The sequence below is a fragment of the Methylobacterium nigriterrae genome (genome assembly GCF_037106235.1).
GTDB lineage: Bacteria > Pseudomonadota > Alphaproteobacteria > Rhizobiales > Beijerinckiaceae > Methylobacterium > Methylobacterium nigriterrae.
In genome coordinates this window covers 1-19,464 of the sequence record NZ_JBAWTG010000051.1, presented here as the reverse complement: position 1 = coordinate 19,464, position 19,464 = coordinate 1, and the positions used below count along the sequence as shown (strand labels likewise).

Below are 19,464 nucleotides of genomic sequence, written 5' to 3'. Positions count from 1 at the left end.
TGGAGGGAAGATGGTCCCATGGCCGCGCTTGCGATATAGAAACGTCTGCAAACCATCGTTGCAGATCTGTCGATGTCGAAGCTGCCGGATTTCGAGGGGCTCGCCCTCTTTGCAAAGGTCGCAGAGGAGCGCTCCTATGCCGGCGCTGCCCGCGCGGCGGGCGTGTCGGTCGCCACCGTCTCGCGTGCGGTCAGCCGGCTGGAGGAGCGGCTCGGCGGGCGCCTGTTCAACCGGACCTCGCGCCAGCTCGCGCTGACCGAGTTCGGCCTGCGCGTCGTCGAGGGAGCCGCGCGCTCCTACCGCGAGGCTGAGGCCGCGGAGGACGCGGCGCGCGAGCTGTCGAGCCGCCCACGCGGGACGGTCCGGCTCGCCGTGCCGATGTCGTTCGGCCTGCGCTGGGTCGCCCCGCTCCTGCCGGAGCTGTTCCGGCTGTACCCGGAGATCGCGGTCGACCTGCACCTGTCGGACGCAACGGTCGACCTCGTGGGCGATGGCTTCGACGCAGGGCTGCGGATCGCGGCGATGCCCGACTCCTCTCTGGTCGCGCGACGGCTGCGGCCTGTCACGCCGCTCGTCGTCGCCGCGCCGGCCTACATTGCGCGGCACGGCCGGCCCGCGCACCCGGACGAGCTGCGGGCTGAGCACTGCTTCAGCTACGCCTACCGCTCGCGCCAGGGCCTCTGGCGCTTCACCGGTGAAGGCGGAGTGGAGGTCACGGTGGCGCCGGGCGGCCCTTTGCGGGTCACCAACGCCGATGCCCTGCTGCCGTCGCTCCTCGCAGGCATCGGCGTGGCGGAGCTGCCGGATTTCATCGCGGCCGAGTACCTCGCCGACGGACGCCTGCTGGCGCTGCTGCCCGGCTGGAGCCTGCCGGGCGGGTCGCTGTCCTTCGTCACGCCCAGTGCCCAGGCGCGTCCCGCCAAGGTGGAAGCGCTTGCCGAGTTCTTCGCCGCGCGGCTCTCGCCCAGGTGAACCAGCGAGGCGCGTAAACGAGCTGCCCGCCGCTCAAAATATCCCGTTCGGGTTGGCGGAGGTCTCGGGCAGGACCTGCAGCACGTCCCAATGCTCGACGATCTTCCCATCATCGTCGAGCCGGAAGATGTCCATGGCCGCGTAGTCGTGGCTGCCTGGCCAGTGCTGGAAGCAGTGCAGCACGACCAGATCGCCCTCGGCAACCGCCCGTTTTACCTCGACCCGCTTGCCCGGCCATTCGCGCGCCATGCGCTCGAAGTAGGCGATGAAGCCGGCCTGGCCGATCGCCACATGCGGGTTGTGCTGGATGTACTCCTCGCCGACGTAGCGCCCGATGGCCTCACGCGGCCGGCACTCGTTGAACATCAGCTCGTAGAAGGCGATCACGTTCGCCTTGTTCGGAAAAGCCGGAGACGACCGCCTATTGCACCACCTCGCCGTGAAGTGCCAAATCGAGCCCTTCGAGTTCGATCTGGTCGCTCACTCGCAGACCAATCGTCGCGTCGATTAGCTTGAGGATGATGACGGACACGACCGCGTCATACAGCACGACGGTGCCGACCCCAATCAGCTGGTTCACTACCTGACCTGGATTGCCCTCGATCAAGCCGGGCGTGCCGCCATATTGGCTCGCTGCGAAGACGCCAACGAGGATCGCTCCCACCACTCCTCCGATCGCATGAATGCCGAAGCAGTCGAGTGCATCGTCGTAATGCAGCCGCGCCTTCAGCTCGGTCACGGCCAGGTAACAGAAGAGGCCAGCCCCTAGGCCGATCACCATCGAGCCTGCGGGGCCGACGAAACCTGAAGCCGGCGTGATGGCAACGAGCCCCGCCACCGCGCCCGAGCAGATGCCAATCGTGGTCGGTCGTCCCCTGTGTGTCCATTCGAGACCCATCCACGTGAGCCCCGCGACGGCGGTCGCAATCTGGGTCACCAGCATAGCCATGCCGGCCTGAAGGCCGGCGCTGACCGCCGAGCCCGCATTAAAGCCGAACCAGCCCACCCACAGGAGGGAGGCTCCGATGAAGGTCAGCACAACATTGTGGGCTGGCCCGGTATCTTTGCGCTTGCCGAGCATCAGGGCGCACATCAGGCCGGCTACGCCCGCGTTAATGTGCACCACCGTGCCGCCGGCGAAATCGAGAACCTTCACCCAAGCTGCTTCGTTCGCGTTGCTGAGAAAGCCGTCCGGTCCCCAGACCCAATGTGCGACCGGAGTATAAACCGCCGCCGCCCAGAGGGCGATGAACGCCAGCATCGCCGAAAACTTCATGCGCTCGACCACGGCTCCAGCAATGAGGGCCGGGGTGATGATGGCGAATGTCATCTGGAAGCAGATATACACCGTCTCGGGGATCGTCGGGGCAAGCGGGTTGGGATTGCCGATGCCCGTGGCAGTCTCGCTCAAGATTCCCTGGAGAAAGACACGATCGAGGCCGCCAATGAACGGCGTGCCTGGCCGAAAGCTGAGGCTGTAAGTTAACGCGGCGAACAGAAGAGTTACGAGGCACGTGATCGCAAAGCTCGTGATGACTGTGTCACCAACATTCTTCTTGCGGACCATGCCGCCATAGAACAACCCGAGGCCGGGAATAGTCATCAAGAGGACGAGCGCCGTCGCTGTGAGCATCCAAGCGGTATCGCCAGGATTCGGCGTGCAAGCTTGCAATGTCTTCGCATCGCACAGCGACGGAGATGATGGCGCGGCGGGGGGTGTTTCGGCCAGCGCTGCTCCAAGGAAAAGGCAGTTGATGCAGAGGCCCCACCGGCCGAGGCCACACAATGATTTGATGGGTTTCGTGTAAAGTTTCATCTCAATCATGACGCATCTCCGACCAATTGAAAAATGAACGCGATCAAATCGCTGTCTCGTCCATCTCACCAGTTCGAATACGCATTGCACGACCGATGTCGAAAGCGAAGACCTTGCCATCCCCGATCTTTCCGGTTCTTGCGGTCTCAGCAATAGCCCGTATCGCTGCATCCGCCCGGTCTTCAGGCAGCGCCACTTCGATTTTCACCTTTGGTACGAATTTTACTTCGTACTCTGCGCCGCGATAAATTTCAGTATGGCCTCTCTGATGGCCATACCCCTTCACCTCGGTGACCGTCATGCCACCAACGCCAACGGCATTGAGCGCCTCACGCACGTCTTCCAATTTGAAGGGCTGGATAATGGCGATGATGAACTTCATAGAAGTCACTCCAAAATCGCCGGTGTCGGTTCGTATATGGCGCTTCCACGAATATGCTCGGAAGCAGCCCGACTGCGGAGCTGGGATTATGATGCAAGAAATGCGCCCATAGGCCTGCCCATGCACTCTGGGCTTATGCGCTCTGAGCCTTCGCTATAACCTGTTTCGTTGCTCTATTGCCAAGCTACTCTTAGGCGAGAAGGCGTTGTTGAGAGGCGAGTGATGAGGCACTCTCTGCTTAATGCTTGGGCAGCTTGGGAGTCGGCAGCGCGTGCTCGGAAAAGTCATCGTGGAGCGCGGATCCTCGCCATGATGTCCCCGCGATGCCGAGCCCCGTCTTACTGACCTGACCGGTATTCTGGACCGGGCTAGGTGATAGGCTACTGCATGGCGGTGACCATGGGTAGTCGGTAGGCTAGATCCGGGACGGTGACGGGCGCGGGCGGCCGGTAGTCCAGCGACGAATGCGACCTCACGCGGTTGTAGGTGTTCTGTCAAAGACCGATCACGGTCTGCGCTTCTTTCAGCGAGTAGAATATCTTCTGGCGTAGGCACTCGGCGCGATAGCTCTGCTCGGAGATCGCCGCCTCCTTACACGCGAGCGCCAAGCTCTTGCCCTGTGCCGTCTGCACCTCGATCTGGCGCAGCTTGAGCACCACCTGCTCCGCGCTCGTCTTCTGACCTCGCTTCATCCTCGGCCCCTCCGGTCCGGGCTGATCCTCTCAATCAGCCCGGTCCAAAGCCAGCCGGTCGGGTCACTATGCGCCAGTAGGAGAAGTTGGGCCGTCGAAAAGAAGACCTTCGGCTTTGCGCCCATTTCTGCCGTTCAGCCATACCCGGCGGCAACTCGGAAGCGGACGCTCCGGCAGCGAAAGTTTTTGTGTCACCGGGTGGCGGATCGTAACGGCGGAAGACGGATTCCGAGGGGACTTTTGCTCGATGGTCGTCCGGGCCTCGCTCGGGTGGTACTTCGAGGCCCAGCTGGATGGCCGCTACGGCCGACGCGCCGGCTGACCGGGGCGTGTGCGGGAGCTGCGCGAATACTCTCCACGTTAGGCAAATGCGCCACGCCATCAGTCCTCGATGATCGACCGGATCTTGGTCGCTAACCCCTCGACTGGGAATGGCTTGGTGATCATCTGCATGCCCGGGTCGAGATGCCCGTTACCAAAGGCGGCGTTCTCCGCGTAGCCCGTCATGAACAGGATCTTCAGCCCGGAGCGCGTAACCCGCGCTTGCTCGGCGAGTTGCCGCCCGTTCAGCCCAGGTAGGCCGACGTCGGTGACGAGGAGATCTATGCACACGTCCGACTGGAGGATGCGTAGCCCCGCGGTGCCGTCAGTGGCTTCAAGCGTCCGGTAGCCGAGCTCGTTCAGAACCTCCACGACGAGCGAGCGCACCGTATCGTCGTCCTCGACCACGAGCACCGTCTCGCCGTGCTCGGCCCTGGGCGCCTCCCCACCCGCCGTGACGGCCTCCTCGGCCTCGCCCCAGTAGCGCGGCAGGTAGAGCTTCACCGTCGTGCCGCGCCCCGCCTCCGAGTAGATCTTGACGTTGCCCTCCGACTGCTTGGCGAAGCCATAGATCATAGAGAGGCCCAAACCGGTGCCCTGGCCGATGGGCTTCGTCGTGAAGAACGGGTCAAACGCCTTGGCGACGACGTCAGGCGGCATGCCTGTACCGGTATCGGTGACGCCGACACAGACATACTGACCGGCCCGTACGCCAATCTCACGCGCCACGTAGGCATCATCTAGGAAGGCGTTCGCCGTCTCGATGGTGAGCCTACCTCCTTCAGACATCGCGTCACGCGCGTTGATGGCCAAGTTTAGGACGGCGTTCTCAAGCTGGTTCGGGTCGCACAGCGTCAGCCATAGGCCACCGGCGACGACTACCTCCAGACGCACCCGCTCTCCCAACGTGCGGCGCAGCAGGTCGTCCATCGAACTCACGAGCCGATTCACGTCGACCGGCCTGGCCTCCAGAGGCTGCCTGCGTGAGAAGGCGAGCAGGCGGTGGGTAAGAGCGGCAGCACGCTGCGCCGAGGCCATGGCGAGGCCGGCGTAGCGTGTCAGGTTCTCGGTCCGGCCCTCGTTGATGCGAGTCTGCATCAGGTCGAGCGATCCGACGATGCCGGTGAGCAGGTTGTTGAAGTCGTGGGCGATGCCGCCCGTGAGTTGCCCGACTGCCTCCATCTTCTGGGACTGGCGCAGCTGCTCCTCGGCCTGCTCGCGCTCGGCTATGGCCTCGCGGACGCGGGATTCGAGCGTGTCGTTCAGTTCCCGGAGCTTGACTTCGGATGCCTTGGTCGCGGTGACATCATAGACCACGCCGACGTGCCGGAGCTCGGCCGAGGCATCGTCGCGCACGGCCTCGCCGCGCCGGGCCAGCCACCGCGTTTCTCCGGTGTCCGCCAACCGCACGCGCATCTCGGCGTAGGGGAGCTCGCCGCTCTCAACCAGGTTGAGATCAAGCAGGGTCCCACCGTCGACAACGAGGGCGTTCACGGAGCTGACCGCCAGCGTCTCCGTCGGCACGATGCCGAGGAGGCTGCAGAATTGGGGGGAGACCTCGACCGTCGCGAAGCCGGGCACGTACTCGAACGTGCCGATGCGGCCAGCGGTCTGAGCGATGCGTAAACGCTCCTCGATCCGCTTCTGCTCGGTCACGTCAACCAGCACGCCGGTGAAACGGGCGGGCGCGCCGTCACCACTGTACACGCTGCGCCCGCGAGCGTGGACCCAATGGATCGCGCCATCGGGCGCCAGAAGGCGGTACTCTCTGTCGAAGACCTCGGCCCCGTTGAGGATGCCGCTGACCGCGATGCGCACCCGGGTACGGTCTTGGGGATGGATGCGATTGAAGAAGGCGCCGATCGGTAGTCCAGCCCCCTCTTCGACGGGCGGCTCAATGCCATTGAGCAGGGCGAACCGGTCATCAACATGGAGGCGCTTGCCCAGGATGTCCCAATCCCAGGTCCCTGCGACACCCGCGGCCGTCAGGGTAATCTTCAGTTGTCGCTGCGCGTCCGTGAGGCGTCGCTCAATGCTGGCCAGCCTGCCCTGGGCGGCCTCTCCTAAGTGAGCGTGCGTGACGTCCACCTGGGAGGCGAAGAAGTTGATAAGGGTACCGCGCTCGTCGAGGACGGGGCTGAGATTGAGCTCGTTCCAGAACGTGCTGCCGTCCTTGCGGTAGTTCAGAAGCGAGATCTTGACCTCGCGCCGCTCCCCCACGGCAGTGCGCAGCCGAGCCACCGCGGCAGGGTCCGTCCCGGGACCCTGCAGGAAGCGGCAGTTGCGCCCGAGCACCTCGGTGGCCTCGTATCCGGTCAGCGCGAGGAAGGCGCGGTTGGCGAAGACGATGGGATTGTCCGGCAGGCGTGGGTCGGTGACGACCATCGGTTGCCGGGTACGCTCCAGGGCAGCGACGAACGGACCCGCGTGACGGCGCATCTCCGCCACTGCCCGGTCCAGCGACCGGCGCTCGCCGTGGCCTTGCTCGTCAGAGTTCCCGAGCCCCGTCGGATCAGTCACGCTTCTGTCTCACCTATGGCGCGTTCGACGAAGTCGTCGATCAGGACCTTCAGGTTCTCAAGCGAAGGAAGGTCCATCAGCATCGCGATGTACCCGCGGATGTCGCGCTCGCGCACCGAGAAGTTGATGTAGAGGAACAGGACCAGCGCGTCCGCGGCGGGGCCCGAGGCCGGCTGGAAGATCCGGTGTCCGTCGCCACGCATGATCTCGGGCAGCGACATATTGAGCGTGCGCTGCAGCATGTTCGCCATCGTGGCGAGGCAGCCGTTCAGGATGACGTTGCCGGTCTCCGTGAGCGCCTCGTCCTCCATCTCGGCGGCCTCTTCTGCCGAGAGTTCCTCACCCATAACTGCGCGGACGAGCTCGCGCCCGTTCTCTTGCGGGAAGATCAGGAGCGCCCGACCAGAGAAGGCGCCGGTGAAATCCTGGTGCACGACAACGAGTTCGGACGCCTCCCGCTCGCCGATCATGCGCGCGGCCTGCGCTTGGCTCACAATCTCGACCGACGGGACGGACAGGAGAACCTGGACGCCGATCATCTTGCGCAGGCTCGCGGCGGCCCGGCTGACGCCGATGTTCACGAGTTCGGTGAAGGCGTCGCGCTGCAGTTCCGTGAGGTCGGCGGTGGCAGCCGTCACGATGCGGCCCTGCGCAGCCTGAGCGAGGCGCCGGACAGGAAGCCGGCCAGCGTCTCGTCGGTCAGCGGCTTCGGCAGGAAGGTGGCGTCGACACTCCGGGCGCGGGCAATGATCTCGTCCTGGATGTTGGCCGAGACCACTGCGATGGGCATGGCCGGCCTTGCGGCGCGCAGGGTGGCGGCCAGTTCAAGACCGTCCTTGCCGGGCATGTTGAAGTCGATGAGAGCCACATCAACCTGACGCTCCTCGACCAAAGCGAGCGCCGCCTCGGCGTTGGCGGCCTCGGCCACATCCCAGTCCGGCTTGAGTTGGCGTAGGAGCTTGGCGACGACCAGGCGGGCGAGCTTGCTGTCGTCGACGATCAGGGCTGTGGTTGGCATCGGCGTGCGGCTCACGAGGGTCGCTGGCCGTAGCCGCGCGATGATCCAGCCTATACGCGCCAGGACCATCTTACGGCAAACAGTTCCCGCCGAGCTACTCGTCCCTGGACGATGGCGCCGCGAGCCACCGGTCGACGAACGGGTCACCGCAGGCGCCGACGACGGAGGGCCTGAACCGCAGCAGGACTTGGTACACTGCGGTGTGTATGCGCGTGCAGGCGGACCAATCCACCGGCGCGGTCGGATCTTCGAGGATGAGGGAGGCAAGCGCCTCGGCGTCCTCGACTGGGCAGACCCCCTCCAAGCGGATCGGCGTCCCAGGAGCCGCGTCCCTGCCGCGGATCACAGTCATGGTTTCGTTCCCGGACCGCGCCCTTCGCCGATCAGGACCTCCGAGAGCAGGGCTGTCGGATCGAGAACGAGCAACACGCCACCATCGCCGAGGATGGTGGTGCCGCTCACTCCCGGCACGGCACCGACGAGACCGCTCGGAGGCCGTACCACGGCGTCGATCCGGTCGGCGAGCCGGTCGACCTCCAGGGCGACGCTCTCGCCGCCCGCGCGGACGACGAGGAGCAGCGCCTCCGTTGCCTGCCGGGCCAAGACGGAACGATCTCTATATCCAAGCAGGTCTGCGAGTGGGAATACCGGCAGCGTTCTGCCCCGCAGTACGGTCGCCGCTCCTCCATCCACCGCGTGGATGCCGGAGCGAGGCCGCCGAACGACCTCGGAGACACCATCCATCGCGACCCCATAGGGGTCACCGCCCGACTCGACGACCATGAGGCGGGCGAGCGCGACGGCTTGTGGCAGGTGGAGGCGGACCGTGGTCCCATGACCGACCCGGCTTTCGACGGAGACCTGGCCTCCCATGCGCTCCGCGGCGGCCCGGACCACATCCATGCCGACGCCGCGACCGGACAGGGCGCTGACGCTCTCGGAAGTCGAGAAGCCGGGCGCGAAGATCAGGTCGGTCACCGCGGCATCGTCAAGGGCGGCCGCAGCCTCGGCCGAACGCAGGCCGCGCTCGATGGCCCGGCGGCGGATGAAGGCAGGATCGATGCCCCGCCCGTCGTCGGAGACCGATACGAGGATGCCGTCCGCGTCCGGCTCTGCCAGGATGCGGATGCGGCCGGCAGCCGGCTTCCCCGCGCGTCGGCGCGTCCCTGCGTCCTCAAGCCCGTGATCGACGGCGTTACGCACCACGTGCAGGAGCGGCTCGAAAAGGCTGTCGACGACCGCCTTATCGGCTTCCGTGTCCTCGCCGCGCACGTCGAGTTCGATCTCCCTGCCGAGGTTGCGGGCCGCCTCGCGCACCGGACGCGCGAAGCGGCGGAACACCTGGGAAAGCGGCGTGAGCCTAAGGCTCACCGCACTCCGGTGCACCGCCGTGGCGAGGCGACCGATGGTGGCGTCAGCGTCCCGGATCGCGCGCACCACCGAAAGCGGATCCTCACCGGCAGCGGCCCGATCCGCGACATGGCTGAGCGCATTGCGCGCGACGACGAGTTCACCGACCAGGGCGACGACGGCGTCGACACGCACCGAGTCGACTCTCAAGGTTCGGGCCTCACCGGAGGTTGTTTCCTCACGTATTTCGGAGGCTTCATAGGCCTTCGCTGGGACTACCGAACCGACCGCGGTTACCGAACCCGCCAAGATGACTTCGATGAGTTCTCGAACCGCGTCGGGGCTGCGTTGGAGTACCTGACCGAAGCGATCGGCATCCTCCTGGCGACCGTCTGAGCGCAGGACATTCGCCGCCGCCCGCGCGCAAGCCTCGGAACGCCCGGCGACGGTGTCGGCATCGGCTGGAGTTGCGAGCACCTTGACCTGTTCGGCGAGGACCGCGGCTGCGACCGGCCCCATGGCCGGCCCAGCCGCGTCCACCGTCCTCGTCTTTCCCGACGCAGACTCCTCCACAGAGGCCGCAGAGATTTCGAGAGTCGTGACCTGATCCGCGACGAGCTGGAAGATAGCGTCGACCTCCGCCCGCGGCGCGTCCGAGAGCAGCGTCACGACGAGGTTACAGTCATAGACGTCGAACTCTTCCGCCGCGAACCAGGGCGCGGCGGCTTCGACCGACAGGGTCAGCAGTCCGGGAACCTTCCGGACCAACCCAAGAGGGTCATCTCCGGAGAAAAAACAATCGCCGCGAGGATGGTAGCGCACCGCGGTCAAGGTACCCCCGGCTGCTGCGGCCCGGGGCGTGGCGACGAGGCGCTCTGCCCAGTCGGGACGTTCAGTCCTGCCTCCAGTCGAAGATTTCGTCCCTCGTGCGAGGAGGGCCCGATAGCGGCCGGCAAGCGTGGTGCCCTCGGCAGTGGCGGCGTCCGGGAGTCGCCCGGTCGTCTCGATGGCGTCGGCCCAGCGCGTGGTCGCGTCAAGGGTCTCCAGCGACAAGTCGATCAGGACGGCGTCCACCGCGAGCGTCCCCGCGCGCGCCGCGGACAGGCCATCCTCGGCGGCATGCAGGAGCGCGAACCACGGTGAGTAATCGAACAGCCCCACCGAACCTTTCAGCGTGTGGAAGGCGCGGAACGCCCGGTTCACCGCCTCCGCATCTTCGGGAGCCGCTTCCAGGGCTAATAGGTCGTCCGTCGCGGACTGCACGAGCTCGCGCGTCTCCACCAGGAACTGTTCGAGGAGCTCATTCACGGACGCCGTCCCGCCAGCGCCTTCGCGTGCGCGACCAGCACGTCCTCGGACAGCGGCTTCACTAGGTAGAAGTTGGCGCCCGCGGCCCGCGCGCTCTCCCGGTCGCCCTCGCTGGATTCCGTGCTCGTCATTAGGACGGGTATGGAGCGGAGCGTAGGCTCGCGGCTGCGCAGGGCGCGCAGGAAGCTGAAACCGTCCATCTTCGGCATGTTCACGTCAACAATCAGAAGGTCGTAAGTCGACGTCAGCACCCGCTCCAGCGCCTCGATGCCGTTCAGCGCCTCGTCCACGGCGAAACCCGCACGCTCCAGTGTGCCGCGATAGTACATCCGGACGAGGCTCGCGTCGTCGACAACGAGCACGCGCGGCCTATCGGCAGAAACCGGACCGGTCTCAGACATGCTCGCCCTCGCGCGGCCGTCGATACACGATAGCATCGTCGTAGCGACAGACCCTGAACAACGGGGAAATACGGCTCATGCTTTCGGTATGGCCGAGGCACACGAAGCCGCCCGGCAAGAGGGCGTCGTAGATGTTGTCCGCCGCGAGCCGTCGAGAGGCGTCGTCGAAGTAGATCAGGACGTTGCGGCAGAACACGACATCGAACCAGCCCTGGGCCGCCATGTTCGCCGCGTCCGTCAGGTTGCAGGGAGTGAAGCGCACCGAGGCGCGCAAGTCCGCGCTGATGCGCCATGAGGGACCGAGCCGCGTCTCCTCGCGGGTGAAGTAGCGGGCGACGAGGTCCGGGGCCAGTCGCATCAGGGCGCGTTCGCCGTACGCCCCCTCCTCGGCGGCGACGAGCGCCCGGGTGTCGATGTCTGAGCCCACGATCTCGACGTCGTACCGGTCGACTTCCGCCCAATTTTCCAGGAGCCAGATCGCGACCGAGTAGGGCTCCTCGCCGGTGGAGCACGGCATCGACCAAATTCGGACGGTCGCGTTCGAAGGCTTGCCGGCGACGACTTCCGGCAGAAGCGACGCCGTCAGGCAGCGGAGCTGGTGGTCCTCGCGGTAGAAGTACGTCTCGTTGATGGTGAAGGCGTTAATGAGGTTCTCCACCTCGCCGCCCGCGTCTGCCCGGAGCTTGGCCAGGTACACCGCGAACGAGCGGGACGCGGTCGCTCGCATGCGCTCGGCCAGGCGCCGGTCGACGAAGTAGCGCTTGGACGGCGTGAACAGGATGCCGGTGCGCCGGTAGAAGAACTCGCAAAAGCGCGCGTAATCGGCCTCCGTAACCGGTGATGGAGTGTCCGCCACGCGCTCAATGCCCGGAAGCGAGGCGGGCCAGGACGGTGTCGATGGCCATCGGCAGGAAGGCCTCCTTCGCGAAGCGGGCCCTCGCCGCCCTTAGAGCCGGTACCGCCTCGGCCGTGCCGACCTCCGCGAGCACCTCCACCGCCGCTCCGCAGACGTTCGGGTGCGCCTCACCGGCGAGCAACGCCGCAAGCAAGGCGTTCGCCGTTTCGGTCGGCTGCGCCCGCGCGATCTCCGTCGCGAGCAGCCGAACGTCCGGGTCCGCATCGGCCAGCAGGGCCGGCAGCACCGAGAACGCCGCGAACGGCATCGCCTGCAAGGCCTCAATGCAGGCGTTGCGCAAGCCGGCGTTCTCCGAGCGCAGGTGCCGGGCCAGCGCTGCGGCCGCGGCATCGTCGGCGATGGCCAGCAGGGCGGCGAGAAGGGCCTCTCGGGCGCGCGGGTCGCTCTCCGTTCCGAGGGCGGCGCCGAGCTCATCGGCCGTTTCGGAGCGGCCAACGACCGGCGTGGCGGCAGATCTGGTCGGGTGTGGAGGATGGGGACGGACGAGCGGCATCAAGGCACCATGTCGAGGAGCGCGTCGGCGATGGCTTCGAGCGGGGCGACCACGCTGGCGCCCCCGGCCCGGACCAGCTCGCCCGGCATGCCCCACACCACTGCTGTCTCCTCGCTCTCGGCGATCGTGCGGCCTCCAAGGGCCCGCATCTCTGTCATGGCTGACGCTCCGTCACGGCCCATCCCGGTCATGAGCACGCCGACGAGGCGCGCCGGTTCGACGAGGTCGAAGGCGCTCATGACGAGACGGTCGACACTCGGGTGCCAGAGGTAATCGGCGTGCGCCGGCACCGGCTGCACGACCAACCCGGACGGACGGCGCGCGAGCGTCACGTCAGCGTCGCCCCGCCCGATGTAGACGTTGCCCGACCTCAGCGGCATCGGCCGCGACGCTTCCTGCACGGGCAGGGCGCATAGGCCGTCGAGGCGCCGCGCCAGCGGCCCGGTGAAGCTGCCCGGCATGTGCTGGGCGACCACCACCGGCCACGGGAAGTCGGCCGGAAGCCTTGAGAGGAGGGCGTCCAGGGCCGGCGGTCCGCCCGTGGACGTTCCGACCAGGACGATGCCTTCCACCGTGCCCGGAGTCGCGGATTTGGGCTTAGGTTTGGCCGCCTCCAGTCGCGCCGGCTTTTGGGAACGCCTGGCCGGCTCGCCGCCCGATCCGCCGGACAGGGCACGCACACGCTCGGCGAGACGCAGGGTCGGGCGCAGGCGGGCGCGGGCGGCGGCGCGCACCTTCTGAACGATCAACGGACCGAGACGATCCATCTCCAGCGAGAGGGCGCCGCCCGGCTTCACCACGAAGTCGATGGCTCCCCGTTCCATCGCGTCGAGAGTAATCTCGGCCCCTTCCGCGGTAAGGGACGATACCATCACCACGGGCGTGGGCCTGTCGAGCATGATGCGGTCGAGACAGCCGAGGCCGTCGAGACTCGGCATGTTGACGTCGAGTGTGACCACGTCGGGGTGGAATCGGGCGTGCTCGGCCAGGGCTTCTTCGCCGTCTCGAGCGAACGCGACCTCGAAGTCCCCCTCTGCGGCGAAGACGCCGCCGAGAAGCTTGCGCATCAGTGCCGAGTCATCGACGACCAGCAGTCGGATCATGCCGCGGGGTCCGTCGGCTCCCGGTTTCCGGTCCGCTTGGCCAAAGAACGCAGGGCCTTCTCCGTGCCCACGAGCAGGCCATGCGCGTCGACGATGGGCAGCAGGCCGCCATCGTCCAGGCTGGCGACGCTGGCGACCGCGGCGCCGGCCTCCTCCGAGAACCCAGGCGCCGGACGGATTGCGGTGATGGGGAGACGGACCAATCGCGAGACGCCATCGACGAGCAGGCCGGCCGTAGCTCCGCCTAGGTCGAGCACAACTATGCGCCGCCGCGCATCGGCCTCACCGGGCGGCAGGGCAAAGCGTCGACGCTGGTCGATGACGGCCAGCACGGTGCCGCGCACGCCGATGACTCCGGCGACGAAGTCCGGAGACCGCGGCAGCCGCGCCATTGCTTCCGGCACGCGCAGCACCTCGCGTACGGAGGCGACCGACAGGCCGTAGCTCTCGCCCGCGAGATCGAACACCACGAACTGCTCCGTCGCCGCGCCGGTGTCCGAACGTGCGACCTCTGCGGTTCGTTCGTGCGTGGCGTTCACAGTCGTTCCCTCCAGCAGGCGGTCCGCTGACAACACCGAGACTAGTGTTCCGTCCGCTTCCGCCCGGCAGATCGCGTCTACGGCAGTCGCGCCGCCGCGACGCAGGGCCGCCGGCACTGGGTCCACGGCCTCCGCGGGCAGCCTAAGGATGGGGCCGAGGGCGTCGACGAAAAGTCCGGTCTCGGCTCCGCCGAGCCGCGCCACCACGACGCGGCCGTCGCCGTCGGAGGCGCCGACATCGAGGCCGAGCAGGGCGGCAAGGCTCAGCAACGGCAGCACGCCGCCGCGAAGCGGGATCACGCCGAGGGCCGCTGCGTCCGCCCGGGGCACCGGCACGATGTCCGGCGGCAACGCCAAGACCTCTGAGACGCGCTCAAGCGGGAGGGCGTAGGATCGGCCGCCCGCCGTGAAGGAGACCAGCGCAACCCGCTCAGCTTCGACGCGGATGGTAGCCTCTACCTCGGCGCGGGATCGCCCCGTACCGCCGTCCGCTTGGGATGCGCGGGATGGAAACGCCTTCGCGACCACTGCGGCGAGGTCCACAAGCCGGACCGTCTCCGTACCGACCGCAAGGCTCAGGCGTCGGAATCCCGTGGCATCGTCGCCGTTGACGGCCGGTCGGCCTTCCGCGAACCCGACCACGCGGTCGACCAGCAGGCCGACGGGCTCTCCTACCTCAACCACGACGACCCGAGTCGCGTTCGACAGGGGTTCGCGTTCCGGATGCATGAGGCGGCGGAGATCCAGCACGGGCATCGCCGCGCCGCGTAGGTTCGCGAGGCCTGCCAGCGCCAGGGGCGCGCCGGGCACGCGGGTTAGCCGCGGCGGGTGCAGCAGTTCCCGGACGATGCGCGCGTCGAGGGCGAAGTCATCCGTCCCGAGCGCGACGACGAGATAGCGTTCGTCCCCCGCATCGCCGGCCTCAGGCATCTGCGGCCTGCAGTTCGTCGGCCAACGCCGCGATCTCCTCGATACTAGCGGCGAGATCCTCGGCCCCGCGCGACTGCTGGCGCGCCGCAGTCGCCGCCTCACTTGAGGCGCGGTCGGCTTGCTCCGCGGCGGAGGCGACCTGCTGGGCCCCCTTGAGCGCCTCGCGGGCAGAGATGACGATGTCATCGGCGCCCACAGTGATCTCGACGTAACCCGCTTCCAGCCTCAGGACGTCCGCCTCCACGCCACCGAGTGTGGCGACAAGGGTACGGTTGCGCTGCACCTCCGCCTCAGCGGCGGTTACCACCTGTTCAAGGGCGCGGCGGACGGCAGCCACCCCGTCCTGGATGTCGCGCACAGTGTCGCGGATGCGGTCGGCATTCTCAGCTGCATCGCGGGCGAGCGCGCGAATATCGTTCGACACGACGGCGAAGCCCCGCCCGCCCTCGCCGGCGCGCGCGGCCTCGACAGACCCGCTAACCGCCAGCATGTTCACCTGCACCGCGACGAGGGCGATGGAGCCGACGATCTTCTCGATGCGGCGGTTGCTCCTCTCAAACTCGCCGACGCGACCGAGGTAAGCGCGGGTTTCTTCGAGGGAGCGGGCCACACCGTCGGCGAGGGCACTGACCTCAGCGCCTCCCTCCTTCAGGGAAGCGACGACGACGGTGACACGCTCCTGCGCCCTCGCCGCGTTCGCCTTGGTCTGCACGGCGCTGCGCTCCACCTGCGCCATCGCAGCGCTGGACTGCTGCGCGGCGGAACTCTGGATACCGGTCCCGCGGCTGATCTGGTCGATAGCGGCCAGGATCTCGCCGGCTGCGCCGGACAACTCTTGCACGGTGGCGGACAGCTGCTCCGCGGCCGAGGCGATTTCCTCGACGTTCGCCTGGGTCGAGCCGCCGTCGGTTAGATCCTCGGCGAGGTTGGCCAGCGCCTGCGCCGTCGATTGTGCCTGGTCGAGAGATTGCGTCTGTTGGGCCACCGCCTGCTGAGCTTGGCCGGCCGCTGCGGCCTGCTCCTCAGCCGCGGTCGCGATCTGTTCGGCGCCACGATGAGCCTCGCGGACGGCGGTCTCCGCCTCGACGCCGGCCGCGAGGATCGCCTGAGCTCCCTCCGACAGTATGGCGAGGTCAGAGCGGGCAATCTCCAAGCGGGCGGTCACGCGTCCCCCAGCCTCGGCCTGCGCGACCGCCGTGCGGGCCGCAACCCGAATGGCCTCGCTGATGCCTTGGACCTCGGCGCGGATCGCAGCCGCTAAGGTTCGGACCTCCGCCGCGCTCGTCTCGGAGCTTTCGGCGAGCGCCCTGACCTCATCGGCGACGACCGCGAAGCCGCGTCCATGCTCGCCCGCCCGGGCCGCCTCGATAGCGGCGTTGAGGGCCAGGAGATTGGTCTGGTCCGAGATCCGCTCGACCGCGCCGGTGACCTCGCCGATGCTCGCTGCCCCACGGTCGAGCTCGTCGATGAGTGCGACTGCCGCGGTCTGTCGCTCGGCGTTGGTCTGGACCGCAGTGACGGAAGTGGTGATCAGGACCCCGGCTTCGGCCAGCAGCGTCTGGAACGCCGCCGTTCCCTGGCGCGAGGTGTCCGCGCGTTCTCGCGCCTCAGTCAAGCGGCCGACGATGCCGGTGACGGCCGCGAGCGATTCCTGCGCGGCCCCGGCTGCCTCCTCGGCCCCGCTGGCGATCTGCTCCATTGCCCGGCGCAGTTCCTCGGCGGCGGAGGAAGCCTCCGTCACGCCGGCCGCGAGCTGCTCGGTCGCCGCTGCCAGCCTTTCGGCAGCCTTCTGGCGCCTCGCGCGGGTGCGCTCGCGCGAGCGCCCGCCGTTTACAGGCGAAGGCGCCGCCGCGGTACCAGATACGGCAGCGCCGGCGTCGCCCGAGTCTCCCTGCGGCGCGAGGCGTGTCCTCTTCACCAGAGCCATGGACGGGTCACCTGCGTTCGACCGTCCTGCCTGCCGGAGGTACGGGCGCGGATGGTCCGGGAATGATGTCCGGCTTGTAAGCCAGCGACGGCATCGGTCAAGAACAGGCGCGGGCTCAACAGGGCACCGGCCTTGATATCAACGCATCTTCGTCGGGTGTCGCCTCTCTGCACGGCGACACGGTGCCGGCTACGACGGCTCGCCCGATCCTGCCGTGACTCGGCACCGCCGTAGCCGTGCTGCCTGATCCGCTCACGGACTCTGGGGGCGACGCTCGTCTCCACAGGCAACAGACCCATAGCGCGGAAGGTCCGCTTCCTCGGCTCAGCTGCGGAAAGCAAATGGGCTGATTCCGGCCAACAATCCCTTTGGCTGTCCTAACGGTCCTCCTCCAGCCGGCCAGCCGGTCCGGTTAGGAGACAAGCCATGGTAAAGAAAGACCTGACCGTGCTGGTGGCGCTCGTGCAGCTCCAGCAGCGCGCCATTCAGGACGAGACGGCTCGTGCCGCTCTGGCCGAGACCGCGCACCGAATACAGGTGCTCGCTCGCGTGCAGGACCGGCTGCAACGCTCGGACGAGATCACGGTGGTCAACACCCGTTCGTTCATCGACGCCCTCTGCGAGGACTGACGCGTCAGCACCATCGGGCTTCGCCCTATCGCGATCCGGGCCGAGGTCGAGCCCCACAACCTTCCGCAACAGCGGGCCGTCGCGGTCGGGCTGATCATCAACGAGCTTCTGACGAACGCGCTGAACTACGCCTTCCCGGAGGAGCGCTCAGGGACCGTCACGGTGGGCTTCAGCCGCGAAGGCGAGAGCATCCGGCTCCAAGTCTCGGACGATGGGATTGGCATGGCGCCCAAGCGCCCGCCCTCAGCGACGGGCACTGGCCTCGGTCAGCGTCTGATCCGGTCGATGGTGGCCCAACTCGGCGGGACGCATCAGGTCGGCACTGATCATGGCAAGCCGGGCACCACTGTCACGGTGCAGTTTCCGGTCGCCGCTTGAGCCTTACCGACGCGAGGGAACAGGCCGGGCTGTATGCCCGACCTGCCATGGTTGCGCGTTTCAGCGTGCGTGCCTCAGCGGGCGTACTTGAACTGCGGTGCTGCCTTGAGTTGGTCCTTGGTCGCATTCAGCACGGCGTGGTCGGGGGCTGCCCGATTTGCGTCCGTCGCAGCCGTGTTGCTGGTGCTTGTCGAAGCGGTCGTGTCCGCAGGGCTCTTCTTGGCGTCGTCCTTCTTGGCCTCGCGCCGGGACTCGTTTGTGAACTTGATTTGGTTGAACGGGACGGCAACGTCGTGCTCGCCCATGCCGAGGAAGCCGCCGACCCCGATCACGACAGCCTCGACCTTGCCGGTGCTGTCCACCAGAAGCTCGTTGATGTCGCCGATCTTCTCGTTGTTGTTGTTGTAGACGTTCAGGCCCTTCAGCTTCGATGCGCGCCACTCCCCGGCTTTTTCCTGTGTGATGAACTGGCCGTTGTTCGGAGCAGGCGCTGTCTCGGCCAGGACCTGCCCGGCGAGCAGGGTTGAGCCGACGAGAGCGAAAGCAAGCGATTTCAACATGGCGAACTCCTTTAAGCCAATGACCTCGACTCAAGCTTGAGCGGGTCAGGATCGGCGCAGAAACGCTGTGCTTGAGGGAAGCGTTCCTCGGCTGACGGCCCCTCGCAGGGTCCGACCGCTGACAGCGACCCAATGCCCGAATTGACGCGTGCCGAGCCTCGGGAGCCTGCCGACCCGGCAGCCTGATGGGGCCGCACAGCCCCGGACCACATCGCCGCACTACCGGATCAACCGACTGAACGACCAGTTGGTCTCATCCGCCCTTGTGCATGTGAGGAGGCCATGGCTCAGCTTGAGATTCTACCAGCCCATATCGAAACGCTTGCTCGGATCGCTCATCGGGGGATCGAGCACCGGCTTGGTCAGCACGGCGGGGATGAGGCGGCCTACTGGCACGCCGTGGCGATGATGTACTGTCGCAGCCCTTGCTCCCTGAGCGCTACCGTTCGCACCCGCTTTCGACGGAGACTAGGTTCCGGAGCCGGGATGATTGCAGGTGAGCTAAGCGATGCAGTCATTGGGCTGAGAAGGCCGAGAACTCTCGCGGGCTGCCTGACACGCCAAACCTGTTCGCCCCTTCTCAATCTTCTCATCCATCAAAAAGGCGTCCCGCTCGCAGTCTCGCGGCCCGCCTGTCGGCGTTGCTGGCCTGCTCTGAGCGCGTGCGGGCACCTCGCAGTCCGACGCTCGCCGACGCCTTCTCCACCTTCGTCACGAAATCGAACCCTCACCTCAATCCTGACCCTTTCCAGAATCGTCAGTATCGGTCCTTCCGGCCCGGCTGTCCGCGCAGATCGTTGGCATGGACCGTCAGCAGGACAGTGGCGGATGCGTTCAGGAGAACGATTGGTCAAGACTGCCGTGTGGTGGCTCTCCTCCAGAACCTCCGGCTTCTCTTTCGGGAACATCGATCAGGCGACAGCCCTGTAGATCTCGCCAGATCCGGATTGAGGCTCGCCCTCTACGGCCTGTGATCGCTTGAACCACCCGATGCGGTGAGCGTTTCGCCTCTCCTGAGCGAGGAGGAGCGACGCTGTCGGACGCGCAATGGGCCGAGTTGGAGCCGCTGGTGGAAGCCTGCCGGCCGAAGGGCCAGACGCCGCCACAGAATCTGCGCTGCACCGTCTCGGCCATCCTCTGGCGCCATCAGAACGGAGCCAAGTGGCGCGCCGTGCCAGCTGAACTCGGACCCTGGTGGCGTGCCGCTC

The 19,464-nt window shown here is 66.9% G+C and carries 19 protein-coding genes and 1 pseudogene; 4 read left to right on the top strand and 16 right to left on the bottom strand.

Going from position 1 to position 19,464, the window contains the following annotated elements:
- Positions 1 to 72: 72 nt before the first annotated feature.
- Positions 73 to 972, top strand: a complete 900-nt coding sequence (locus WDW90_RS22165) for a LysR family transcriptional regulator (RefSeq protein WP_336489629.1) — start codon at positions 73 to 75, stop codon at positions 970 to 972.
- Between the two features lie 33 nt (positions 973 to 1,005).
- On the opposite strand, the gene WDW90_RS22160 is transcribed toward WDW90_RS22165, so the two are convergent.
- The 15 genes and pseudogenes from WDW90_RS22160 to WDW90_RS22090 form a co-directional block, all read right to left on the bottom strand.
- A complete protein-coding gene (locus WDW90_RS22160) occupies positions 1,006 to 1,359 on the bottom strand; it encodes a nuclear transport factor 2 family protein (RefSeq protein ID WP_336489628.1) in 354 nt (117 codons plus the stop codon).
- Between the two features lie 34 nt (positions 1,360 to 1,393).
- A complete protein-coding gene (locus tag WDW90_RS22155; RefSeq protein WP_336489627.1) occupies positions 1,394 to 2,797 on the bottom strand; it encodes an ammonium transporter in 1,404 nt (467 codons plus the stop codon).
- A 34-nt stretch (positions 2,798 to 2,831) separates the two neighbouring features.
- Positions 2,832 to 3,170: a P-II family nitrogen regulator gene (locus WDW90_RS22150; protein ID WP_336489626.1), complete on the bottom strand. Its 339-nt coding sequence runs from the start codon at positions 3,168 to 3,170 to the stop codon at positions 2,832 to 2,834.
- A gap of 563 nt (positions 3,171 to 3,733) precedes the next feature.
- A pseudogene (locus tag WDW90_RS40785) lies at positions 3,734 to 3,862 on the bottom strand (IS3 family transposase); the annotation flags it as partial.
- A 381-nt stretch (positions 3,863 to 4,243) separates the two neighbouring features.
- A complete protein-coding gene (locus WDW90_RS22140; RefSeq protein ID WP_336489648.1) occupies positions 4,244 to 6,622 on the bottom strand; it encodes a PAS domain-containing protein in 2,379 nt (792 codons plus the stop codon).
- A gap of 77 nt (positions 6,623 to 6,699) precedes the next feature.
- On the bottom strand, positions 6,700 to 7,341 hold the full coding sequence (locus WDW90_RS22135; protein WP_336489625.1) for a chemotaxis protein CheX: 642 nt from the start codon (positions 7,339 to 7,341) through the stop codon (positions 6,700 to 6,702).
- On the bottom strand, positions 7,338 to 7,721 hold the full coding sequence (locus WDW90_RS22130) for a response regulator (RefSeq protein ID WP_336489624.1): 384 nt from the start codon (positions 7,719 to 7,721) through the stop codon (positions 7,338 to 7,340). The genes WDW90_RS22135 and WDW90_RS22130 overlap by 4 nt, the downstream gene beginning before the upstream one ends.
- 94 nt (positions 7,722 to 7,815) lie before the next feature.
- Positions 7,816 to 8,073: a hypothetical protein gene (locus WDW90_RS22125; protein ID WP_336489623.1), complete on the bottom strand. Its 258-nt coding sequence runs from the start codon at positions 8,071 to 8,073 to the stop codon at positions 7,816 to 7,818.
- Positions 8,070 to 10,379 (bottom strand): chemotaxis protein CheA, encoded by a 2,310-nt coding sequence (locus WDW90_RS22120; RefSeq protein ID WP_336489622.1) that lies wholly within the window; start codon positions 10,377 to 10,379, stop codon positions 8,070 to 8,072. Before WDW90_RS22120 ends, WDW90_RS22125 begins: the two co-directional genes overlap by 4 nt.
- Positions 10,376 to 10,780: a response regulator gene (locus WDW90_RS22115; protein ID WP_336489621.1), complete on the bottom strand. Its 405-nt coding sequence runs from the start codon at positions 10,778 to 10,780 to the stop codon at positions 10,376 to 10,378. Before WDW90_RS22115 ends, WDW90_RS22120 begins: the two co-directional genes overlap by 4 nt.
- Entirely contained in the window at positions 10,773 to 11,645 is an 873-nt protein-coding gene (locus WDW90_RS22110) for a CheR family methyltransferase (protein WP_431311096.1), read from the bottom strand. Before WDW90_RS22110 ends, WDW90_RS22115 begins: the two co-directional genes overlap by 8 nt.
- On the bottom strand, positions 11,641 to 12,189 hold the full coding sequence (locus WDW90_RS22105; protein ID WP_336489619.1) for a HEAT repeat domain-containing protein: 549 nt from the start codon (positions 12,187 to 12,189) through the stop codon (positions 11,641 to 11,643). The genes WDW90_RS22110 and WDW90_RS22105 overlap by 5 nt, the downstream gene beginning before the upstream one ends.
- Positions 12,189 to 13,292: a chemotaxis-specific protein-glutamate methyltransferase CheB gene (cheB, locus tag WDW90_RS22100; RefSeq protein WP_336489618.1), complete on the bottom strand. Its 1,104-nt coding sequence runs from the start codon at positions 13,290 to 13,292 to the stop codon at positions 12,189 to 12,191. Before cheB ends, WDW90_RS22105 begins: the two co-directional genes overlap by 1 nt.
- Positions 13,289 to 14,761 carry a chemotaxis protein CheW gene (locus WDW90_RS22095; protein WP_336489617.1) on the bottom strand — a complete coding sequence of 491 codons (1,473 nt, stop codon included), beginning with the start codon at positions 14,759 to 14,761 and terminating at the stop codon, positions 13,289 to 13,291. The genes cheB and WDW90_RS22095 overlap by 4 nt, the downstream gene beginning before the upstream one ends.
- Positions 14,754 to 16,460 carry a methyl-accepting chemotaxis protein gene (locus WDW90_RS22090; protein WP_336489616.1) on the bottom strand — a complete coding sequence of 569 codons (1,707 nt, stop codon included), beginning with the start codon at positions 16,458 to 16,460 and terminating at the stop codon, positions 14,754 to 14,756. Before WDW90_RS22090 ends, WDW90_RS22095 begins: the two co-directional genes overlap by 8 nt.
- A gap of 654 nt (positions 16,461 to 17,114) precedes the next feature.
- Here WDW90_RS22090 and WDW90_RS22085 point away from each other — a divergent pair.
- Together WDW90_RS22085 and WDW90_RS22080 are read left to right on the top strand one after the other, a co-directional pair.
- A complete protein-coding gene (locus tag WDW90_RS22085; protein WP_336489615.1) occupies positions 17,115 to 17,318 on the top strand; it encodes a histidine kinase dimerization/phosphoacceptor domain -containing protein in 204 nt (67 codons plus the stop codon).
- 12 nt (positions 17,319 to 17,330) lie between these two features.
- Positions 17,331 to 17,696 (top strand): sensor histidine kinase, encoded by a 366-nt coding sequence (locus WDW90_RS22080; protein ID WP_336489647.1) that lies wholly within the window; start codon positions 17,331 to 17,333, stop codon positions 17,694 to 17,696.
- Between the two features lie 74 nt (positions 17,697 to 17,770).
- Here WDW90_RS22080 and WDW90_RS22075 read toward each other — a convergent pair whose 3' ends face one another.
- Positions 17,771 to 18,256 (bottom strand): PRC-barrel domain-containing protein, encoded by a 486-nt coding sequence (locus tag WDW90_RS22075; protein ID WP_336489614.1) that lies wholly within the window; start codon positions 18,254 to 18,256, stop codon positions 17,771 to 17,773.
- A gap of 1,033 nt (positions 18,257 to 19,289) precedes the next feature.
- Here WDW90_RS22075 and WDW90_RS22070 point away from each other — a divergent pair.
- Positions 19,290 to 19,464: transposase (locus WDW90_RS22070; protein ID WP_336489646.1), on the top strand; the 175-nt coding region annotated here is incomplete at its 3' end.